Source organism: Paenibacillus psychroresistens (assembly GCF_009728935.1).
Taxonomy (GTDB): domain Bacteria; phylum Bacillota; class Bacilli; order Paenibacillales; family NBRC-103111; genus Paenibacillus_AC; species Paenibacillus_AC psychroresistens.
Genome location: NZ_CP034235.1, coordinates 1,967,193 through 1,989,602, shown reverse-complemented (window position 1 = coordinate 1,989,602; position 22,410 = coordinate 1,967,193). Strand labels below are relative to the sequence as shown.

Sequence of the window (22,410 nt, the reverse complement as noted above, 5' to 3'; positions counted from 1 at the left end):
AAGTCGTTTCTTCTTATAATAGTAATGATTCGAGCGGAGCTGCATCCATATACAAAGGAGATGGCCTCTCTGTCGGAATTGCCCATTGAACGGCATTTGAGATTACTTTTTGCACATTAGCGTCATAGTACGTTGGAAAGGTTTCATGACCGGGCCGAAAATAAAAGATTTTACCCATTCCGCGTTGGTAGCAGCAGCCGCTGCGGAAAACCTCTCCTCCTTTAAACCAACTAACGAATACCAGCTCATCTGGAACTGGAATATCAAAATGCTCACCATACATTTCTTCCTGCTCCAGCTCGAAATACGCGCCGATCCCTTGGGCAATTGGATGACCAGGAGACACCACCCAAAGACGTTCCTTCTCGCCAGTATCCCGCCAATTCAAGCTGCAGCTAGTACCCATCAGCTTCTTAAACAATTTGGAATAATGCGCAGAGTGGAGAATGATACAGCCCATCCCTGCTAAGATTCGTCTATGAACGCGCTCAACTACCTCGTCTGCCACTTCGTTATGCGCCGTATGTCCCCACCAGATTAGCACTTCAGTATCGTCAAGTACCGCATCTGTTAGTCCATGCTCAACCTCGTCAAGTGTTGCAATACGAATGTCGCAATGGGCTGCCAATCCTTCGGCGATCGGTGCGTGAATCCCGTTCGGATAAACTTTTTTAACCTGTTCATTGATCTTCTCATGTCGATATTCATTCCAAATGGTTACTTTTATTTTTTGCCCCATTGAGATTACCTCCTCTAATTTCCAGCACATCCAATTGACCTACGGATAACTCAAGCTCTACAGTTGCTTTACCCGTAGTAGAATCATAGTCAACTTCAACTGAAATGCCGTTCTTGGTTACAATTGGCTTTCTGCCAGCAGCTATCAGCTTAAGCCGACTAGTTCCGGATCCTTGTACATCTGCAGAGATAATACCATCCTCATATCGGTAATTAAGCAAATCCATTCCGTAAGCTGTTTGGATCGAGATTGGAAACTGGTTTTCTGCGACTCTATTAACTGAGATCGACACATGTTTTTCCCCGCCCATTAAATCAACAGGCAGCTTATTTGTTGCTAGCAGCGTTTGACCATCGATTATGATCGACTGAATATAAGGGCCGCTGCCTTTCATCTCGATATCTACGAGCTTGTTGCGGAAGTGAAGCCCCTGCAGGGTCATTTCCTCTCCAGCGTACGGATAGAATGTTAAACCGCCTGCTTCCATATCCACACCAACTACTCCATGGATGGCCGCTTGATAAAAGCCACGCATCGAATAAGCGTGCCACATGCCTTTAGCTGTATTCCAGCGGTCAATATCCGGTTCATCTGTATCGATATAACAAGAAATCCCTTCTGGGCATGTCAGCTTCTTCGTCCAATAGCTCACCCAACCGACCCATTGCTTGATCAAATCACCGCGGTTATTGCCGTTAATTAATCTCATGTAATATTCGCCAGTCACTGGCCACCAGCAATGCAGCTGATTGGCATCTGCATCATAGGCCTCAGACCAAGTCGGGATCTCCCTCAATCCGGCTTTGCACACGATATTCTCTTCAAAAAAAGACAAGCAATCCGCACTAATCGCTTCCATTAGCTCTCCGCAATAGCTGTTCTCCCATTTAACCGCATTCGAATTAAACGAATTTCTTTGCTGCAAGGTCTCGGAGTCAATGGAGCTGACAATGAACTTTTTCTCTTTATCAAAGAACAGCGGCAGGAAGTTTTTTTCGATATTGGTGAAGGTTGTTTTGGCTTCCAGCATCATTTCAAGATCGCCTGCGAGATCGGCTAAATATTCCATGGATCTTGCAGCACAATAGAAAATCGTATTATTCAGGCCGCTAATATCATGTCCGGTTTCTTTCATGTACAACGGGTAATCCGGGAATAACGAGGTTGATTCGCAGAAGCCTGTTCCTTGAACCTCGCGGGTCTTAATTAACTTAAAAATTCGCTTGGCGAATGGGTATCTATCTTTTACTTCCTGCAGATCACCCGTTATTGTATAGTACTGCTGCAGCAATGAAATATACATGCTCTGCGAAGGCAGTTCGCTAATGCTATTCAGAGACATATTATGGCCAAAACTATGGCCAATACCTAACTCAGGATCAGCTGTATTCTCGTAGAATTGCAGCATCTCCTGGATAAACGATTGATCTCCCCAATAAAGCGAAGCATAGTTGCTCGTCATCCCATCCCAGCCCCAAACCCAGTAGTTCGCATTCTTGGCTTTAATCGCACCTGGAGTATCCGTAACCTTGCAGGATTCGTGGTACATGGGAACCAAGCTGATAAAATCATTCAATTCTTTATATGGGCTAATTAATACCGGCGATTGATCAGCTACGCTTTGATAACGCTTGAATTGGTTGGCGATTAATGGTTTTAAGTTGGAGGTTAGATCCTTCATTTTAACCAGCAAATTTTGCTTATTTGTATCAAAAGTGATTACAAAGCTATAACATGTATTAGGCAAAAGCATCTCATCACTCATTAAAATATATTTTGGGTTAAGCGGGCGTTTCACATAGCTCAACGGAAAATCAGCGCTTATCCCAATGTGTAGTGGAGCTGTCTGTTCCTCGTTACGCTCAAGGTTTAACGTGCGGATGTCTTCTTCCTCATGCTCAGGCTCTCTTTCTTTAAAATGATCCTCCATCGAAGTAAGCAAAATAGAGTTTGCCGCGTCGAACTCCCATTCCTGCCAGGTACGGACCGCGCCGCCGCTGCCAAAACGCGGATCCTGAGAATCAACGGGAACCAAGCCGTAATCCTTATAAAATTCAAGCTCAAATTTGAGATCAGCTGGCAGATCAGCTGGTGTAATCAGCTGGATTACAATCGAATCTGCAACTGCAAACATCTGATGCTTCAATAGGGAGCCTTCAAACTCACATTGCGATTCAAGCCCAAACGGCCATATTTTCGATTGATTATGGTCCAACCTGTAAACCACTTGTTTCCGCTCCAGAAAATATCGAAATCCATCCCAAAGCCTCTGGAGGAATATCGTGTGGTTTCCCCGTGATTGCAATGGATTACGGTAATCGACCTGAGTGATTGAATTTTCATCCATTTGGAATGTCAATCTACTGTCTGAGAACCATCTTGGTGTCTCAGGAATCCCTTTCTCCGCGTAAATAATTCCTTTATCAACTGTATGTGTCATGGTAGTTAACCCTCTTTCTTTCTATATTAAATACATTCAAATAATCACATAATCATTGGTCAAGCCATTGAGCTCAATCCGACAATCTTTTTCACTAATGATCTCGATGATTGTATCCGCTCGCAATTTTATTCCGACTAAATTCCCGTTAGTAATCGTTAGTTGGTTGCCCTTATATTGAAAAGCAGCATTGATTTTTGAACCCCAGTGCCCTGTGAGAGTAATAACTGAGATATCACCATCATGGGAGACTTTTGAAATTATCCCATCAGGCAGCCTCACCTCGCAATATTGTTCAAGCTCACTAAGAATAGTGTTGAAATAGTGGGTCAATGGCATTTCGAACGAATAATATTCTACGTTGCTTTTCTGGACCCCCAGAATGTCCCCTTCATGACTCAGTTGAGTGTCACTATCCACGGACTGCATAGGATAACACTGCATAGGAATTTTGTTGGTTGTAAACCACATATCCCATGCGATATATTCATATTCTCCCTCATAGGAATTACTGGAGAATAGATCCCCGACAGCAGCACCGGTTAATTCAGCAAATTCTCCGCTTATATCGCGTCCCTCAACCGTGTATTGTGCTGGCGGACCGATGAAAATGATTTTTTTACCAGAGGCCGCATACTCCTTGATCTCTTTCCAAGTCGCTTCAGGCAGCATCGCAGGCCATAAAACGATTAGCGTATCGAATCTTGATAGATTGTTATCGTAAGTAGGTATGATATCGATTTCGATATTGCGCAGCAGCATCTTATCCAGTAAAGCTTTCATGCTTAGCTTGTGGTAATGCATGTTGTCATTGTTGAAGCAAGCGACCGACTCCCATACATACATCATCGCTACCTTAGGCTGGCTTACTGCATTGCCAATAAATGCTTGCAGTGTTTTCTGGCGGTGCAGGCTTAATTTCGTATCTTTCCAGGTAATGTGGTCGGGATACCCCGGTCCATAAGGGCCTGCACTGCCATATGCATGTCCGACCCATCTTACATTGCGGACTGCCAGAAGTCTTTGATAATAATCGAGCTTGCCTTGGGTCGTATTCCTGTCCCAGCACATATTGTATGCGATTCCACTATCTGAGAATTTTGCAAGCGATTCAGCCAACATAGTCATGGAGGTCATCGTTCTTTCAGCATCAAATTGCGCATCCACAAAACCGCCGCTTAAATTTTCTGTCAGCCGAAAATAGTCAATATTCCCTGACCATACATCCCCAGAGTTGCCTTCTCCCCACCATGTACTATGAAATCCACCAAATAGATCCTTGCCATAGAGTTCGGTATATCGGTCTTTGACATGTTTTTGAATTTGATAAGTGTGGTCCATGGTCAGCTGATAAAAAGCATATCTCGTTTTGCCAGCACATTCGTCTATGGCCTCATTTTTCAGCAAATAAAGCTTATCCAACAGCTCGTATCCATATTTTTCGCGAAAATTACTCTGAAAGCATTCACTGATAAAATAAGCATCACACACTCTGTTGCCAGCACCGAATTCATCAATGGCGTAACCGCTCAACGGCAAATCCGTATATTGCTCCATAAATTCATCAACAGAACGATTAATATCCTTGGATGCAAAATCCATATAATCCGTATGGTAAGCGGGATAAATGAGGATTTCCCCATCCTGCTCATAAGTACCCTTAAAAATAAAGGAGGAGTTAATTTCAATCGAATAGGTAATTTTGGCGGTAATATCAACTGCTTGCACAATCCTGCCATTCTCTCTAGTGACATGGAATGCCTTCGCAATTCCTCGGATCGAGGGCTCCGTTGAAACAAACCCGGCATTGTTCAAGCTTTTAATAGTCACCGAAAATAGCTTGTTGCTTATATGGCCGCGATGTTCTACGGTCCAAACTTGTCGGGATTCCGGAAATTGTTTGACCACATTAGGGCCTATCATTGGCATGATTTTGACAAATTGGATCCCAAGCCTTTGTGTTTCCTCTGCGACAATTTTCATTGCTGCTTTGCCTTGTGGATCATACTCCGTGTACAGGCAATTGCGAAATTCCAAACAAATCGTGTCAAAGCCTTTCTCGTAAATGTCTGAAACCGCATGACGAAGCCGTGCGTGATCCAAAAGAAAGCTGGTATCCACCAGAAGCATAATTGGAGCTGAATACATGTAGAAACCTCCTAAGATTTATATAGTTAAAGTCTGGCTAGTTTACGAGTGTTAACACCCAATCCTGCTGATCGGGAGTCACGGATCGCCACATCCATCCACAGCCATAAGGCGTATAGTCCCCTGCGGCTTTGCTCCATTCACCAGATCTCGGATTAAACCACTGTCCGGCAAAATGCTTCCCTTCTCCTTCCACGACCATTACCATTACAGGGGCAGGAGAATTTCCTCCAGTAATATAAATCACATATTGCTTACCGGAAATTGCAGAACAATAAATAGAATTTTCCTTCAGCGTAGTGACTCCTTCCGGATAAGGAACAAGCCTCCACCATTCCAGCGTTTCCATCAACGTTCTTAAATGCTTCATTTGCATAGATCCAGGAAGCTCCAGGTCGTGATACCACATGTCCGGCCGTTCATCATCTCGCCATTTATCGGATTCATCGCCATTAAACAAAGACCATATTCCGTGAGCTCCGTAGGTTTGGCCTACGCAGCCTTGAAGCAGTGATACATAAGCTGCGAATCGGATATCTTGATCTTGGATCCATTTTCCATCATCCATCAGTCGATTCGGATGATTCTCATACCAGGATTCACTCATAATTGCCGGTTTTGCTGGCTGTAAATGATAATCGATATACGGAAGCATTTCCATAAAATTCTTAAATGCAAGCACATGCCCAACCTGAATCAGGTTAAAATCATACCAGGCCTCCTTGTGATAATGCTGGCTGCCGCTGTGCGGAGCAACAGAATGGACAGAAGTTGGGTGCTTGTACGGATCATAGCTTTTCATCACCTCGCCAAGCTCACGCCATGCTTGCACATCCCAGGTAAAGAGGTATTCGCCTGCAGGCGACCAACTGACATTAAACGCTGCATATCGTGCAATTATGTAGCAAAGATACTCTTTTGTTATTTGCACACTCATCCCCTTGAGTTCTTGCCCCCACATTCCCATGATGCAAGGAACGAATCCCATATCGGTCATAAGCCTGATCCGTTGATCCAAAAACTGAAAATATTGCGGATTAATCAGATCGTATCTCTTCAGATAAGGAGCACCGCCTTCATTGAGAAAATATTTCGGGCTGTAGCTCACATAACTCCCATATTCATGATTGTCCTCGTCAGCTTCCGGATGGCCTGCCACCATTTGAATGACAGAGAAGCCTTTCTCCTTGCGGTCTAGCAAATATTTGGGAAGCGTATTCTCCAAATCGCATCTGGATGTATGAGCAGCCCATAACGTATCTCCCAACCAATAAAAAGGCGTTCCATCTGCGTATTCAAAATATCTGCCTTGCTCATGTACTCTGATAAAACCACGCCGATTAGGATTCTCCGCTATTTCCTTGACAGACCAAGGTAAAGCAGTAATCAACCCAACATTGCTATGCAATCCATTATCTTTTGGATTGGAACAGCTTGACCTCCAGCTCCACTCGCCATCTGCAACAGGAGCAAACCGCACCTTCCATAAATCGGCACCATCCCAAAACCCAGGAACAAGCAGCGTTTTTTCAGATAGGCAAGAAAACTCGACCTGAAGCTCCACATCTCTAAAAGGATTCTCATAGTTCATTTCTGCTCTAAATGACAATTCGATGCATTCCCACACATGCGTGCTATTTTCTCTATTCATAAAAGTAATCAATTCCCCCTTTTGAATACATCGGCCATCCCTCGTCGATACCAGCACGTTTACGAACCTGCACTCCAAATTCTATGCCAATCAAGAACCAAGTTATAGTAAATATACGGATATCTTATACCGCTATATTGATAGAACGATTAGGAAGATATTTCGCCAGATGTAATCAATGAATAAAAATATTTCCAGGTACTATATGAAAAAAAATTTCATATAACACCTGGAAACTGTCATTCACCTTGAAGCAGCTTATTTAATTTTGTCGATGTAATCTTTATTACTTTTTAGGAAGTAATCCGTATATTCTTTCAGAGATTGTTCGGTAGCCCCTTGTTGAACAGCTAATTCTTGGAACGCTTTCCACATGGACTCGAACTGAGCATCATCTTTAGCTGCCAATGTTTTGGTCAACGTTTTCTCAAAGGCATCTCTATTCTTCCAGAATGCATCAGCACTTGGTACGGCACCAAAGAAAGCCCAAAGTGCTTGATCTACTGCCAAGGTAGATGACGCTTCCGCTTGTGAATTACCCGGTAAATTACCTGGATCAAACCAGCCTAAAGCATCGGCAGCACTTGGTATTCTGACATAGTTATTCAATGGAGCATTCGGTCCTGCACCCCACATATAAGCCGGGTAATAAGGCCATGCGTTTCCATAATTACTTGTCGTACTGATTCGAGTATTGAACAGGTTATATTTAAGTGCTGCTCCATTATCTTGGTTGTTATAAACCATTGCCGCTTCTAAATCTTTATCTTTGAATATGCGTTTGCCGTCTGTCTCATCGAACAAACCAGCACTCTTAGGTCCCCATGAATACATTTTCTCGCCAACATCGGACATCAAGTAATCCAAGTATCGGATAACCTGAGGAAGATCTTCTTCTTTTACTTTATCTTTGAAGACCATAACGCTGTAATTCCCACCATCTGGACCCAACGGTGCAATATGGGTATCGAAGTTTACAGGAGCATCAATCCAGAGTTTTCTGTAACGATAAGTTTTACCTGCTGCTTTCATCACGGATGCATCAGGCGTATCGTAGAGATAAGGAACCGCGTATTGGCCGTTATTCAGCTTTTCTAGATGAGAAGCATTGTTCTCAAGCAATGAGTTCGGATCCATAATGCCATCACGAACCAATTTGTTGAATTCTTTAATGCCTGCTTTGAAGAAATCCTGTTGGAACGAATATTTAATGGTTTTGGATAATTTATCATAGTAAGTGAAATAATTGTTATTTGCTGGAAGCCGATTAATATTACCAAAGAGCTGAGTCATTGTGCTCCAGTTGTCTTGACCGCCGTTAGCATAAGATACCTGCATTGGCTTGCCGTTCTCTTTCAGCCCTTTATCTTTAATCAATTTCTGGACATCATAGAGGAATTTAATAAAATCATCGTGAGATTTAATCGGTACATCAAAAATATCTTCTTTGGTAAACTTCCCATTTTTTACATACAAAGCATCAATTTCATCTTGGCTTTTTGCTGAAGGATACATCATTTTTAGAATATCATCCCGAACCCATATCCAGTTATACCCTTGAGGTCCATTTATCGGATTAGGAGAAACGTATTCGGGATGCAAGGCTTTAATCGTATTATCCGGATTGCCAAGCAAAGCTGGGAAGCCCCAAACCTTCTTGCCGTCTTGATAATTGTTGGTAGTTTGTTTCTCTATAAGCGGAAATGTACTGATAGGCAATCTTTTTTGCATATTAGGTGCATATTTTTGAAGCGCGTCTGTCAGGTCATAAACCTTTCCAGCTTCAATCATGTCCTTGAAAGGTCCCATATCGCCTACAAAAGCAATTTCTGGCCAGTCATTGGAAGCATTCAACATACCCATCTTCACTTTTACATCTTGGCCGCCATTATCAAATGAGCCATCTTTGTCTATAGTTACGCCTGTTACACGCTTAATTTCCGGTGTTACCACATCATCCGAAGAAGATGGACGCTTTGCATCACCGCTGCCATGAGTATACCAGGCTTTTAAAGTCAATTGTTTGCCTGTCCAATCTGGCAATTCCGAGCTGTCTGCAACTTTATCGAGCATTTCATAATAATTTCCTGCGGCAGGTGCCGTGGTTTCAGCAGCTGCAGTGGTTTCAGTCGGTTTATCTGTTGCGACAGCTGTTGAGCTTGCTGGAGTTGTTTCAACCTCTTTGGTTTTGGTGCAGCCTGCATAGAATGCCATAATAAAAGATATCGTTAAGATAAGAGTCATACTCCTGATTAATTTCTTATTCATTTTCAATCCTCCTGGGTTTTTTCTATAAAATATGTTTGGTAGAAATACGCATGTTATGAGATAATTATAGCTGTATACGGTTTCATCTGAACATGTTAATGAGTCCATTTGGCTATTACGTTTTGCGACCGAATCAGCCATCTGCAACCTCTTTAATGTGTTCTTTTCTTCCTCCTCCCGATTTCTTTTACTCCCCAATGTGTGATATTCAATAGTATTGCAGCCCCACTAAAGACAACATCACCTCCCTAGATGAAAACGTTCTCATTAAATCTTTTATATCATACATACCAAGTATGTATAACACAAGAATGTAGACTAACTATTCTTTAACCGCTCCCATTGAAACTCCCTTTACAAAGTATTTTTGTAAAAATGGATACATAATGACGATCGGTAGGGTTGTAATGATAATATTGGCGGCTCGAATGGCTGCCGGAGTTATATGCTGTTGAGAGGAAGCTACCGGATTTATCCGATGTATGATTGCTTCTTCGAGAAGCTTTGCAACCCGATCGCCTTCCTTCAATATCTGCATTAAAATGTATTGCAGTGTAAACAGTTTATGATTGGTGATAAAGTATAACGTGGTAACCCAATCATTCCAATGAGATACAGCAGTCCACAATGTCATAACCGCAATAATTGGCAATGATAAAGGCATATAAACTCGCATCATGATAGTGAAGTCATTAGCACCGTCCATTCTTGCCGATTCACCTAGGCTTTCAGGAATACTGTATAAATAGGAACGAATAATGACCATATTATACAGGCTGAAGGACACAGGCAGAATATATACCATAAAACTGTTAAGAATATGCATTTTAGAGTAAATCAAGTAGGTTGGAATTAATCCTCCATTAAAGTACAAAGGAATTAGCAAGAAAATTAGGATTAAACCTCTCCCCGTAATTCCCCTCATCATAAAAGCATAAGCGCAAGCATATTGAACCATAACAGCAAAAGCAGTGCCTATAACCACTCTCAGGATAGAAATCCAGAAGGCTTGGATAATCGCATTGTTTTGCAGCAACAGATTGAAGTTATCAAATGTAAACACCCTGGGATAAATCGTGATTCCGCCAAATTGAGAATCCATCGAGTCGTTAAAGGCATATGCCAAAACATTCACATAGGGGAAAATCATAATGATAACAAGGATGGTTAATAAAGTTATATTGCAAATCTTAAAAATCTTATAAGAAACAGATTCATGATTCATTTTACTTTCACCCCTACCATAATGAAATTCCGGATACTTTTTTAGAGATTTTGTTAGCAACAATAATTAATAGAAAAGCGACCAGTCCTTGTACAAATCCAACAGCTGCTGCAGTTGAGTAATTCCCTTGCTGGATACCAGAAGAGTATACAACAGTCGAAATAACTGGAAAATCAATATACGCATTCTGCATGCCGTATACAAGCTCAAAATTACTGCCAAACAAAGTTCCAAGTGTAAAGATTAACATAATTACTGCGGTAATCTTCATACCAGGCCACGTAATATGCAAATGCTGTTTAAATCTGTTGGCTCCGTCTATTCTAGCCGCTTCATATAAACTGGGATCGATTGAAGTTATGGCTGCGAGAAATACTATCGTACCCCACCCAACTTCTTTCCAAACACTTAACAACAATAGAAACGGCAAGAAAAGCGATTGCTTCGAAAGAAACATTTCACGTCCGCTGTCACTGCCAAATAGTAAAAGCTTGAGATCATTTAAGGGTCCATCTACATCCATAAAAGAGTAAACCAGACCAACAACAGCAATCCAGGATAGAAAGTGAGGCAGATAAGTTAAAGTTTGCACACTTCTCTTAAACAATCCATTACCCACTTCGTTAATCATTAATGCAAGAATAATGGGTGCAGGAAATCCGACAATAATAGTTAATACACTCAAGATGAACGTATTGATAATCGAATTATACAATAAGGGGACTTGAAAAATTTCGATGATATGCTGCATCCCGACCCAAGGACTATGCAATATTCCTTTAAACATATTGTAATCCTGAAAAGCTACCAAAATTCCCGGCATCGGAAAATAGGAAAAAATCAATGTCAGGACTATAGATGGCAGCATCAGCAGATAGGCAAAATAACTTTTCTTAAAGTTTTTAATCCATTTTTTCTTCGATCGCTGCACAATACTTTTGTTTGCAAACGCTTTCTCCATTTTAACCCTCCCTGTTGTCAATACTCTTCTCTGTTCACAGTATATCGCTCATGGAAGCGTATTTATAGTAAAAATACGGAAGGAATATACCGTTATTAGGAGGGATTCCTCCATAAAAAAACTTATGATGAGGAAGCAGGTTTCCCTGACTAATCCCTATCATAAGATTGATTTCATGCTCATCTGAATGTTAGCATTTAAGAATGCAGGGATTCTGATAATGACTGTAGTACCCTGATCCTGAATGCTTACAATTTCAATCCCATACCCGCTTCCATAGAAAATCTCCATTCGTTTGCGGATATTTTCCATCCCATAGCCACCATAGGTTCCATCATCAGATCCATTCAATACTTTTTCCAGTTTTTCAGAATCCATCCCAGCTCCATTATCTGAAATGTCAAAAGCAATATCGCCTTCATAGTTCCTTGCATGAATACGAATTATTCCCCCCGTTTCCCGCCCATTCAACCCATGTAGAACGGCATTTTCCACAACTGGCTGGAGTAAATGCTTTAAGATCAGGTAATTGCCAATGCCCTCTTCCATTTCGATAACAAACTCAAATTCATTGCCGTATGCAAATTTCTGCAGCCGCAGATATTCCTCGATCATTTCCAATTCTTGTGTGATGGTAATAATGCTGCTTCCTTTGTTTAGAGCAATCCTGTAATATCTAACCATCGAATTTACAACTTCCTTGACCTTGGTATCCTCCGTGATCCACCTGATCGTGGATAAGGTATTATATAAAAAATGCGGATTGAATCGCTCTTGCAGAAGCTGCGTTTCCAATACCTTTCTTTCCAATTCGTAGTCTGTTATTTGTTTATAATACTCTTTGATCTTAACCGTCAATTCATAAAAAACATTTCCTATCGTACCGAATTCGTCTTGGGTTTTATTGAACTGCATATCGTTATTATTGATCAAGCTCTCCACACTTTTTTTATTCATTTTTCTGAATAGCACTTCCAATTTCTTAGTCAGAAAATAAGATACCACCTCAACTGTAAAAATAAGAAAGGCAATAATGACCAAGAAAATGACGATAACCGTAACCCAATACAATTTCAATTCCTGAAAAACCAGACTTCGCGGAATGAACATCGATATGTTTCCAACTTCAGAATATAATTTCAAGCTTAAGACATAGTATTTTGACAGCTTGTCTTCATCCAAATAAAGCTGTTGTTCCGTTTGGGCAATAGGGAGTCCCACAGCCTGACTCGTTCTGATAATAATATTTTTTTCACCTTTATCAGCCTCATAAACGATAGTGCTGCCTTTAGGAATATCATATTTAAAGAAACTGATTATCTGATTGAAGGGAATTCGCATTTCAATAATAGCCAACGGCTTATTCAAGGATTCGATTTTCTTATAGGCAAAGATATAGTCTGCCTTAAAATCTGAATTCATCGCAGGTTTGGCTGACCGAAATTCCCACATTATTTCCCCATCATTCAGCTTCAGAACTTCATCCTTAATACTCATTCCATTACTTCCTATTTCATTCTCAAGACTCTGAATACTCCTTAAGTACTCCCCATCATAATTGGTATCCTTTAAAGCGTAAATGGCTACATCTGTTTGCGAATTATCCGACTTAACTGCAGCCATAACACTCTGTAAATAGTCACTGAAATTCATGATGCCCAGTAAATTTTGATCCGAATTGGTCTCAAGATAATTGTTAATATAATAGTTTTTGTTAATATAAATCATTTTTTCGGTATTTGCGGAAAGCAGGCTGTTGATCCCAACCACGCTGCTTGTGAGCTGGGCGTTCTTCACCTCTAGGATATCCTTCACTTTGCTATTCCATATTTTGACGGTTAGAAAAGAACCAAGCACAAGCATCGGCAGCAAAGTGAATATAAAAATGATCAAGGCAATTTTATGCCTGTACTTTAGCTTCTTAAATTTAGGCATGCTTTACCCCCATTGCTTGAACAATACTCATCGCAGAATAACTTTACTTTTATATTCAGCTGGTGTCATTCCGACATTCTTTTTGAAGGCAAGGCAAAAATACGATGTATTCAAATATCCGACAATTTCAGCAATTGCGGCTACTTTACTATCCGTTTCCTTCAAGAGCTTCTTCGCCATTTCAATCCTGATTTGGATGATATAATCAAAAATTGTTTTTCCCGTTTCTTTTTTAAAGAGAGCATTCGCATGTCTGCCGCTTAGAAAAACCGATTTGGAAATGTCCTCAATTTTAATTTGCTCCTGGTACTTGCTTTTAATAATTTCCTTGATTGTTTCAACCATTTTCACATTCTTAGTAGGGTTAAGTTCGATCAGATGCTCTTTAATCTTCATGAAAACATGATGGATCCATTGCACCACATCGGCCTTTGTGTCCATTTGGCTTAATTTCTCCCATATCATAATATCATCTCCATAAATATCCTTAAAGGTGTGATTGGCTTCCATCAGAATAATTCCAGTTAGATTTACGATCAGAAAAGAAAAGCCTTTGATATAGTTTTCATTAGTTCTAAAGCCTTCTGCATTCAAATATTTATCAATAAAATCCTGAATATCCTTGTCGTTTCCAAAGGACATCAATGCCTTTACATCCTGATATACGGCTTGCAAATTGGGCATTTCCTCAAACGGGATATCGGAATGATCTTCGATTTCTTCAAAAATAATAATCGGATTGCTGCCGCTATAAAATCTCGTGTTCACAGCTTTCTGGGACTGCTTATACAATAAAGCTATATCGGATAACTCGGAGGAGCATTTACTGATTCCCATTGTTGTATTAAGATTCAAGCGTCTGCTAATTTCCATATTAATTTCTACCGAAGCATTGATTATGCTTTCCTGTTGGTCAAAACTCTGGTTTGAACTAGTAAAGCGATTGAAGCTATCGAATGCGATCGCAACAAATTCATTCCCTGAGATTTGCACGGGATAAATCTTGCGTTGCTCAGTTTCGAAAGATCGGATGATCCCCTTAAACGAATACGAAATTAAATAAGAATTGGCAACACTTTGATTATCCAAGCTTTTCTCCATGTCATTCGCCTTTATAGAAATCACATAAATGTTAGCGTTTTCTTCTATGGGAAGCTTTAAAAAGGCAATCCTCTGGACTATCTCCTCTTTATTACGGTAATCCCCAAGAAGCAGTTCTTTTAAGAATTGCTCCTGTACCAGAGGCAGCATCTCTTCAAGCTGCTTCATCATTCTAGCTTTCTCAACCTGCTGTGAGTTTTGTACAGCAAATTCATTCAACAGTTTCTGTATGGCATTCACCAATTCATCCGATAGGATTGGCTTCAATACGTAACCGTAAATGCCTAAATCTACAGCTGATCTTGCAAATTCAAAGTCGCTGTGACAGCTTATGAAAATGATTTTGATATCCGGATTACTCTTCTTAATATGTTCGGACATCTCAATCCCATTCATCACGGGCATAGCAATGTCCGTGATCACAATATGAGGCTGTAGTATTTCTATTTGGGCAATAGCCTCCGCTCCATTGGCGAAAACTCCAACGACTTCAATCCCAAGTGCCGTCCAATCTATCGAATTCTTAATCCCGGTTCGTTCATACTTGTTATCGTCTACAATAAATAACCTGAACACAGAGATACCCCCTGTCATCGAACTGAATTTATGGTTAATGTAGCTTGCTATTTCTCAATTCTATGCGAAACGTTCCAAATTAGATAGCTTATCTTACAAGGAATCCATATCTTGCATTTGCCTTTTCATCGTAAGATTAGCTTCTTCCCAAGCCTCTAATAAGCTATCATAGTAGGGTTGTTCAACCTGGCAGTCAATTGCGCCGTTTTCGTCTAACAGACGAATGACAGCTTGAATTCCTTGCGACCACGGAATTGTATAGCTAAAGCCAAGATCATTACGTGCTGCTGTATTATCAAAAATATTAGGGTGCTGGAAGTTTTCGACACACCATTCTGCACGGTTTGGCAGTAACGAACCCAACAAATCCGTCGGAATATGCACAATATGCGGCTCGGGAGCACCAAGCACTTCCGCCACTATTCGCCAGTATCGATCATAAGTCATCCATTCCTCTGCCGTTACATTATAAGCCTTTCCGCTAACGCGCGGATTGCCGATGGCTTGGATAAAAGCTCTAGCGACATCGCTGCGATGGCAGGCTGCCCAAATCGATGTTCCATCACCATGGATAATGATTCTGTGCCCCTGCCGCAGACGCTTCATTTGATAGGTGCCGTCCCCAAGGGAAGCAACAGCAAAACCCGTCCCGCCATAGGTTTGGGCAGGACGGAATATAGTAACAGCAAAGGTTTGCGGATCGTGCGCTGCAAGCAGCAGTTCTTCACAAAGCATTTTATTGTAGCCATAGGCAAAGGAAGGAAGCGCTTTGCGGCTGTGTTTTTCATCAATGGGGTAATAGTCGGCTTGCTTCGTATAGACATCAACCGTGCTGCAGAAGATGTACTGACCGACTTTCCCTTTAAACGCCCGAATGGCACTTTCTACTTCATCTGGCAGAAAACCAATCATGTCGATTACACAATCAAAGTAACCCGCCGTTTTCATTTGCTGTTCAAAGCTTATAAAGTCTCGTCTGTCCCCAATTATCGTTTGCACTCCGTCTGGTGACTCTCGATTTCCTCGATTGTAATGTACAATTTCCATTTCCGCCTGTTCCATTAGCTGTTCCGTGATGGCTGTGCTGATATTGCCAGTACCGCCAATAATCAATACCCTCATAATGGCTGATCACCTCTCAATTTTCGCTGTAAATGATTAATAAGGCATCTTGCTGAAAAGGTGAGCTAGAGGAGAATTCGTTATCCATAATCGCCTCGGCAGCAACCTGATCCCCACTCCCCGGCTCCCACCAAATGGCACGGATCGAAGAATCGAGTGAGGAGATATCCAAGCGGATCGGCCCCTTTTCTGGTAAATAGGCCAGCAGTAATTTCCCATCCTTCGATGCTGCAACGGAAATATACGATTGTTGTTCACTCAGCAATCTTTCAGAAGAAGGCTCCAAGCTATACCAAGGCAGCTTCATCAATAACTGCTTCATTCTCACCAAATCTAACGCACCAGGCAGCTGCAAAGCTTCTTGCCACGATATGTATTCTGCTGCTGAACGGTTTAAATGGACTTCACCGCTTCTAGCCCAATGCCAAATCCCATCGGCTCCATAAGTGACGCCAGTAATAGAACCTTCCATCACACTCCGCCAGCAAGCGCGACGAACATCATACCGATCAAACGGATGCTCTTTGTCCCTGAGTGGATGCTGTTCATAACACGGTTCTGCATTCAAGACTGGTTTAGGCGGATTTCTGTTCCATTCATCACGCACGAATAAAAAGGCCGTATCCTGATTATTACCATGACCGCTTTGTACCATATTGAAATCAAGCCAGCTGGCCTGATGATAGGTATCTCCCGATTTGTGCACAGGATGTGTCGTGATCAACCTGCCATACGTATCCGTTTCCTTGACTGCCAAAGCTACAGCATTGTAGAAATCAGCAACTCCATCTCCCTTGTAATCATCATCCCCGCTAATGATCCAAATGACATTTAAATCTTTCAGCTTCTTGACCAAATATTTTCCGTAGTGTACTCCTTGCTTAACCGTCATCCCTGGATGATCGGGAGGAATGACAGTAGGTCGTGAGTGGGGTACATGCTCAAACCAGATGACAATAAGCGCTATAAGCATCCCTTTGTTATTTGCGTAAACAATCATTCGCTCCAGAAAATCAAAGTAATCCTCATGAATATGATCATAATCCCATTTAAAAATTCTTCCGTCCTCGCTTTTAGCATCCTGCAATGAAAAAGGCTGGCGTCCTTGAAAGATTGGTTGATAAGCATCATGCTGCGGTAAAGAATTCATTTGAATCACATTAAATCCTTGGCTGGCTCTCGTATCGACATATTCGACCCACTCCTCCCAGCTTGCGCGTCCTGGGCAAGACCAAGCGGTATCCCCTAACCAGAATACGGGAATTCCCGCTTTAGTTTGAAAGCTTCTATTATTGGAAGCAATTTCTAAATAGCCATTTATATCCACTACTGAACAACTCCCTTATTTAACGTAAGCGCTTTCTATGAGCTAATTCAACTCAAAAATTTTCCCAACTCAATATTAATTATAGCTTTACGAAGTTTTATTTATAGTAAAGATTCGGATGACCTATAACGGTATTAGGAAGTTATTTTATTAGCAATAACCACCACATCTGCATTGAAATCTGACATTGCGATTGTTGTTACTCCCGCTTCTACTGAAATATCAAGCTTAAGAATATTACGTTTCTCAAGCTCAATGAATACAAAATCATATTCACTCATATCCAAATCAAGCTGCACTTCATTATTATAGGGAATGTATACGGCAATTTTATCTAAACCCTCACTTGCTGCTACCCTAATCTCTGGGTAAGGCGTAATAAGCAGATGCTGGGCAGGCTTCAAAGCGAACAACTCATATTGCTGAAAAAGCCATGCTGAATAACCAACATCCCATGCACCTTGGAGTCTTAGAGCGGATTGCCAATCTAACGGTACTTTCGACCAGCCGGCGTTATTAAACTCGGCGCCTGCTTTATGCCAAGACCAAATCCCATGGGCACCATAAGTAAAACCAGCACTTGCCCCGCTAAGCGTACTCCACCAGAAAGCTTTCCTTAAATCAAAAGCGCCAAATCTGCCATAGCGGCTGCCATGCCCATGGCCTTCATAACAAGGCTCTGAATTAATAATTGGACGCTGCACGGTTTTACTCAGAAATGCTTCTGCTAAACCATAATTCAAGTGCTGATCCTCCAAATTATGACCCGATTGATAAATATAGAGATCAAGCTTTTCAGAGTCGATAAACTGCTGCGGCAGCACATGATAATTACCCACTACGTGTAAAGCGGTTAAAGCTTCAGGCACAACTGACTTGACTGTATCCAGCACAATTTGGTAGTAATCAATAATTTCTTCACTTTCAAAGCTAGTATCTCCACTGACAAAATAGATCGGATCATAGGGTGTAAAAAGCTTTACAGCAAATTCCGTAAAAGCCTTTACGGCTGCCTTCGGCATCGTGTAAGCAGAAGCGATACGATTAGCCCAAGCCCCCGGAACAAAATTATTCCAAAGGATGACCAATGTGAGCACAAAGCCTTTATCATAGGCCATGCTCACCATTTTTTCAGCCTTCTCAAAGAAAAGCTTATTGGGTTGATAAAAGTTCCAAATTCCCTCTTCATCCATTTCAAAAGGATATTCCCCTGTATAGGTTGAGCTGGCATCGTGAAAAAGCGGTAAAATACTGATTTGCAACGTATTATAATTTTGCATTTTACGGTAATTCAGGTAGGTCTCCCATTCCTCTAGCGTTGTATTCGAAAAAACACTCCACACCGTATCTGCGAGATAGAAAAAAGGCTTGCCGTCTTTAATCAAATATTGTTTATTAGCGGAAACGCTTACTTTACTCATTTACTTTGCTCCCCATCATCTTAGGATTATGATAAATTATAAATACTTAATGCTGTTTTGCTTAATAACCATTCCTGCTGACTCTCGCTCAGCCCACATGAATTAATCTTCGCCAATTCCGTTCCTGCATTGTCAGCGTGATCGCTTCCAAACATAAAACGATTCGCTCCCAATTCATCCGACCAGCGTTTGATATTGAACCCTGCTGTCCATGTAATATCCGCATATATATTAGGGCAGCGTTTCATAGCTAAGTAAGCCTCTCCCGCCATAATCATCATCCCGCAATGTGCCATTACGATCTTCAAGTCTGGAAACTCCTCAGCAATTGGGATCAGATTAGCAGGATTGGCAAAAGGAATTCCCGCTCCAGTGTGAATCATAACGGGTAGATTAAGCTTTTGTGCTAAAGTAAAAACCTTGCGCCCCGCTACTCCACTTGGATTAACAGCATGTGCAAACGTATGGATTTTGACCCCAATAAATCCTAGCTCCTCGACACAACGTCTAATTTCTGCTTCGTACTTACTATCCGGTAAATGTGGGTTCGGATTAGCCATACCATAGAATTGATTTGGATATTGTTGAATTAGAGTTGCTATCGCATCATGCTGACTTATTACTGTGTCTAGATCATGACAGGAAGCAGGCTGAAGAATGGTTTTACTGATCTGCCAATCCTTATGTTTATTAAACTGATCCTCCGCAGTAAAATCCTCGTCAAAGACACAATCCTTGCCTAAATGAGCGTGTACATCAATGATCATCGTTATTGTTCCTTTCCTATTTCTCTGAGTTAGCTTATGCGGATAGGCATGTGTTCCTCTGCACTCTGGTAAGTCCCAAATGCCATTTTTAAAGTTATTAAGTTATCTGCAGCACTCGTATCGAACTCTTCTCCCGAGTTCAAGCAAGTAATGAAATGGGATTGCAACCGGAAGTGGCTTTCCTCATGGTCAAGCTCTGTTGTTTCAGCTAATACTTTTTCGTTAAGGCCATCTTTATCAATTAGTGTAATCTTGCCGTTGGTGAACAGCTTAAGCGTACCATTATCCCCGTCAATCACCATCTGCTCTAAGTGCAGTGCCCCTACCTCATGCCCCAGAGGTTTATCCAGCTTCTGCCGAGTTGCCCAACTCATATCCATGAATCCGTAAAAATCATCATAACCGAGTGTCACGATACCTGAATCTTCACCTTGAATATGGGGACTAACTCGGGTTGTTTCCGCATATAAACGTTTTGGTGTCCCGAAAAGAAACCGCCAGGTATCAAACCAATGCACACCCATTTCATAAAAAAGCAGCTTTGGCATTTCTCTAAAAAAGGGCTGTGGAATCTCAACTCCAGGCTCCATCCGTGGTGTGTAGTAATCGGTATGAACGTATCTAGCCACATTAAGCTTACCTAAAGCACCTGTTTTCAGCGTTTGTTTGATCAACTGAAAGGGCTGCAGCCAGCGCCAGTTTTCCGTAACCATTAAACGAACGCCCGCTTTATCCGCAGTATCGACCATTTGCTCCGCTTCTTCCAATGAACGTGCAAAAGGTTTTTGGCACATAATGTGTTTCCCATATGCTGCCGCTTTCTCTACAAATTCTAAATGCGTTTCCGGTCCAGTTACAATATCCACAATATCTATGTTTCCATTGCGGAGCATATCTTCTATGTTATCAAAAAGACAATCCTTAGCAATCCCATATTCCAACGCTTTCGCTTCAAGCTTGCTGCGGCTGCGATTACAAAGCCCGGCAATCACTACATTCGGAATTCGTTTCCATGCCTTTAAATGTTTATCCGACCAAAAGCCTGTTCCAACTAAACCGACTCTCCAAACCTTCATTACTTCATCTCCTATTTCCAAACTATTTTATTGCTAAACTAACATACTCATTTAATAAAAACAATAAATATTTGTATTGTATACAAGATGTATTGATTACACTAAATCCTTTTGTTACAATGACTTTACTTATAACGAAAGGTTGCGATTAACCATGTTGAAGCTTGGAATCAGTTCTTATACGCTCACTTGGTCGGTAGGTGTACCCGGCTATGAGGAGCCGCAATTCCCACTTGGCCCACTTGAATTAATTCAGTTAGCTGCCGATAACGACATTCCTGTTGTGCAAATTGCCGACAATATGCCGCTGCATCTCATGAACGAACCACTCCTCCAGCAGCTCAAGCTGGAATCAAGTAGATTGAAGCTTGAAATCGAAGTCGGGACAAGAGGATCAGAGCCTGCTCATCTCTTGAAATATTTAGAAATAGCGAAGAATCTCTATTCCAAGGTTTGTAGAACACTCATTACATCCATAGATATGGAGCAGGCAGAGAAAGATATTGCATCCGTGTTACCTTCTTTTATTGAGGCAGGTGTAACACTAGCCATTGAAAATCACGGCCTTCATACTACACAGCAGCTTATAACCTTATTCAAAAATTTGAATAATCCCTTAGTTGGGAGCTGTTTGGACACCGTCAATTCCTTCAGCGCACTTGAGTCTCCAGATCAAGTTATCCAAGCGCTTGCGCCTTATATCGTCAATTTGCATATTAAAGATTTCAATATTCAGCGAATTCATCATCAAATGGGATTTGAAGTGATCGGAACAGCAGCCGGATCAGGCAGACTCGATATCCCCTTGCTGCTGCAAACATTGAAAAAGCTTAAAAAACAACCAAATGCCATTCTTGAGCTTTGGACGCCTTACACAAACTCTGTTGCAGAAACCATTCAATTGGAAAAAACATGGTTTGATATGAGCTTAAATTATCTCAAAGCCGTTAATATTTGATATACTGTTTGGAATGTATATTCGAAAGGGGATTCTAATGCAAGAAGCTACACTTAAAGAAAAAGCTTACGTTAAACTTAGAGAATGGTTAATGAATGGTCACTTTACACCTGGTGAATTTTTAACCGAGCGTAATCTTGTCGAGAAGCTGGAAATGAGCCGTACTCCCATCCGTGCGGCCTTAGAGCGCTTGGAAGCAGAAGGCCATGTTAGCTATACGCCAAACAAAGGAATCTTTGTTAAGGAGCTTTCAATAGACAAAGTGATCCATTTCTACGATTTTCGGATCGCGATTGAATCCTTTGTCGCCAAAAAATTAGCCGGTCTTTCCTTATCTTCCGAGCAAATCGCCTGGTTTGAAGACAATCTAAGCCGCCAAAAAAGCTGTGTAGATAATCGAGACTATGCGCTTTTCACGACGATAGATTCCGAATTCCATTTAGGTTTAGCTAATTTATACGGCAATTTAGAAATCGTCCAAACCATGGAACGTTTGCAGGACAGGCTTTACCAAATTGCTTTAAAGGTATTACAGAAGGACATTACCCGTATTCAAATTTCCTACGAGAACCATCTCAATATTTTCAAGTTTATTACAAATGGTGATGCAGATGGTGCCTCTACTGAAATGACACAGCATTTAGAATATGGCAAAAGAATATTGCTGTTCTAAAAAATGTTCACCCTAAATATAT

General features: G+C 41.3%; 16 protein-coding genes. 2 read left to right on the top strand and 14 right to left on the bottom strand.

Annotated elements, in window-relative coordinates; translation table 11 throughout:
• Positions 1-13: 13 nt before the first annotated feature.
• From EHS13_RS09035 to EHS13_RS08970, 14 genes are all read right to left on the bottom strand, one after another.
• Positions 14-739 (bottom strand): ThuA domain-containing protein, encoded by a 726-nt coding sequence (locus tag EHS13_RS09035; RefSeq protein ID WP_155700022.1) that lies wholly within the window; start codon positions 737-739, stop codon positions 14-16.
• The gene (locus EHS13_RS09030; RefSeq protein WP_155700021.1) at positions 705-3,179 is read right to left on the bottom strand and encodes a glucosidase family protein; all 2,475 of its coding nucleotides are present in this window, start codon (positions 3,177-3,179) and stop codon (positions 705-707) included. The genes EHS13_RS09035 and EHS13_RS09030 overlap by 35 nt, the downstream gene beginning before the upstream one ends.
• Before the next feature lie 36 nt (positions 3,180-3,215).
• Positions 3,216-5,327: a type 1 glutamine amidotransferase family protein gene (locus tag EHS13_RS09025; protein WP_155700020.1), complete on the bottom strand. Its 2,112-nt coding sequence runs from the start codon at positions 5,325-5,327 to the stop codon at positions 3,216-3,218.
• A 37-nt stretch (positions 5,328-5,364) separates the two neighbouring features.
• The gene (locus EHS13_RS09020) at positions 5,365-6,978 is read right to left on the bottom strand and encodes a glycoside hydrolase family 140 protein (protein WP_155700019.1); all 1,614 of its coding nucleotides are present in this window, start codon (positions 6,976-6,978) and stop codon (positions 5,365-5,367) included.
• Between the two features lie 258 nt (positions 6,979-7,236).
• Positions 7,237-9,246, bottom strand: coding sequence for a type 2 periplasmic-binding domain-containing protein (locus EHS13_RS09015; protein ID WP_155700018.1), 2,010 nt, complete (start codon positions 9,244-9,246; stop codon positions 7,237-7,239).
• A gap of 322 nt (positions 9,247-9,568) precedes the next feature.
• The gene (locus EHS13_RS09010; protein WP_155700017.1) at positions 9,569-10,471 is read right to left on the bottom strand and encodes a carbohydrate ABC transporter permease; all 903 of its coding nucleotides are present in this window, start codon (positions 10,469-10,471) and stop codon (positions 9,569-9,571) included.
• Between the two features lie 13 nt (positions 10,472-10,484).
• Positions 10,485-11,432, bottom strand: a complete 948-nt coding sequence (locus EHS13_RS09005; RefSeq protein ID WP_155700016.1) for an ABC transporter permease — start codon at positions 11,430-11,432, stop codon at positions 10,485-10,487.
• A gap of 159 nt (positions 11,433-11,591) precedes the next feature.
• Positions 11,592-13,367 (bottom strand): sensor histidine kinase, encoded by a 1,776-nt coding sequence (locus EHS13_RS09000; protein ID WP_155700015.1) that lies wholly within the window; start codon positions 13,365-13,367, stop codon positions 11,592-11,594.
• A gap of 27 nt (positions 13,368-13,394) precedes the next feature.
• Positions 13,395-15,044 (bottom strand): response regulator transcription factor, encoded by a 1,650-nt coding sequence (locus EHS13_RS08995; protein ID WP_162463016.1) that lies wholly within the window; start codon positions 15,042-15,044, stop codon positions 13,395-13,397.
• 93 nt (positions 15,045-15,137) lie between these two features.
• Entirely contained in the window at positions 15,138-16,166 is a 1,029-nt protein-coding gene (locus tag EHS13_RS08990) for an NAD-dependent epimerase/dehydratase family protein (protein ID WP_155700013.1), read from the bottom strand.
• A gap of 16 nt (positions 16,167-16,182) precedes the next feature.
• Positions 16,183-17,493: a glycoside hydrolase family 140 protein gene (locus EHS13_RS08985; protein ID WP_155700012.1), complete on the bottom strand. Its 1,311-nt coding sequence runs from the start codon at positions 17,491-17,493 to the stop codon at positions 16,183-16,185.
• A gap of 134 nt (positions 17,494-17,627) precedes the next feature.
• Positions 17,628-18,914: a glycoside hydrolase family 140 protein gene (locus EHS13_RS08980; protein WP_155700011.1), complete on the bottom strand. Its 1,287-nt coding sequence runs from the start codon at positions 18,912-18,914 to the stop codon at positions 17,628-17,630.
• 26 nt (positions 18,915-18,940) lie between these two features.
• Positions 18,941-19,681 (bottom strand): amidohydrolase family protein, encoded by a 741-nt coding sequence (locus EHS13_RS08975; RefSeq protein WP_155700010.1) that lies wholly within the window; start codon positions 19,679-19,681, stop codon positions 18,941-18,943.
• Between the two features lie 29 nt (positions 19,682-19,710).
• Entirely contained in the window at positions 19,711-20,757 is a 1,047-nt protein-coding gene (locus EHS13_RS08970) for a Gfo/Idh/MocA family protein (protein WP_155700009.1), read from the bottom strand.
• Between the two features lie 154 nt (positions 20,758-20,911).
• Between EHS13_RS08970 and EHS13_RS08965 the strand changes: the two genes are divergently transcribed.
• Complete coding sequence (locus EHS13_RS08965) at positions 20,912-21,715, top strand: sugar phosphate isomerase/epimerase family protein (protein ID WP_155700008.1); 804 nt, start codon at positions 20,912-20,914, stop codon at positions 21,713-21,715.
• A gap of 37 nt (positions 21,716-21,752) precedes the next feature.
• Positions 21,753-22,388: a GntR family transcriptional regulator gene (locus tag EHS13_RS08960; RefSeq protein WP_155700007.1), complete on the top strand. Its 636-nt coding sequence runs from the start codon at positions 21,753-21,755 to the stop codon at positions 22,386-22,388.
• The last annotated feature ends 22 nt before the right edge of the window (positions 22,389-22,410 follow it).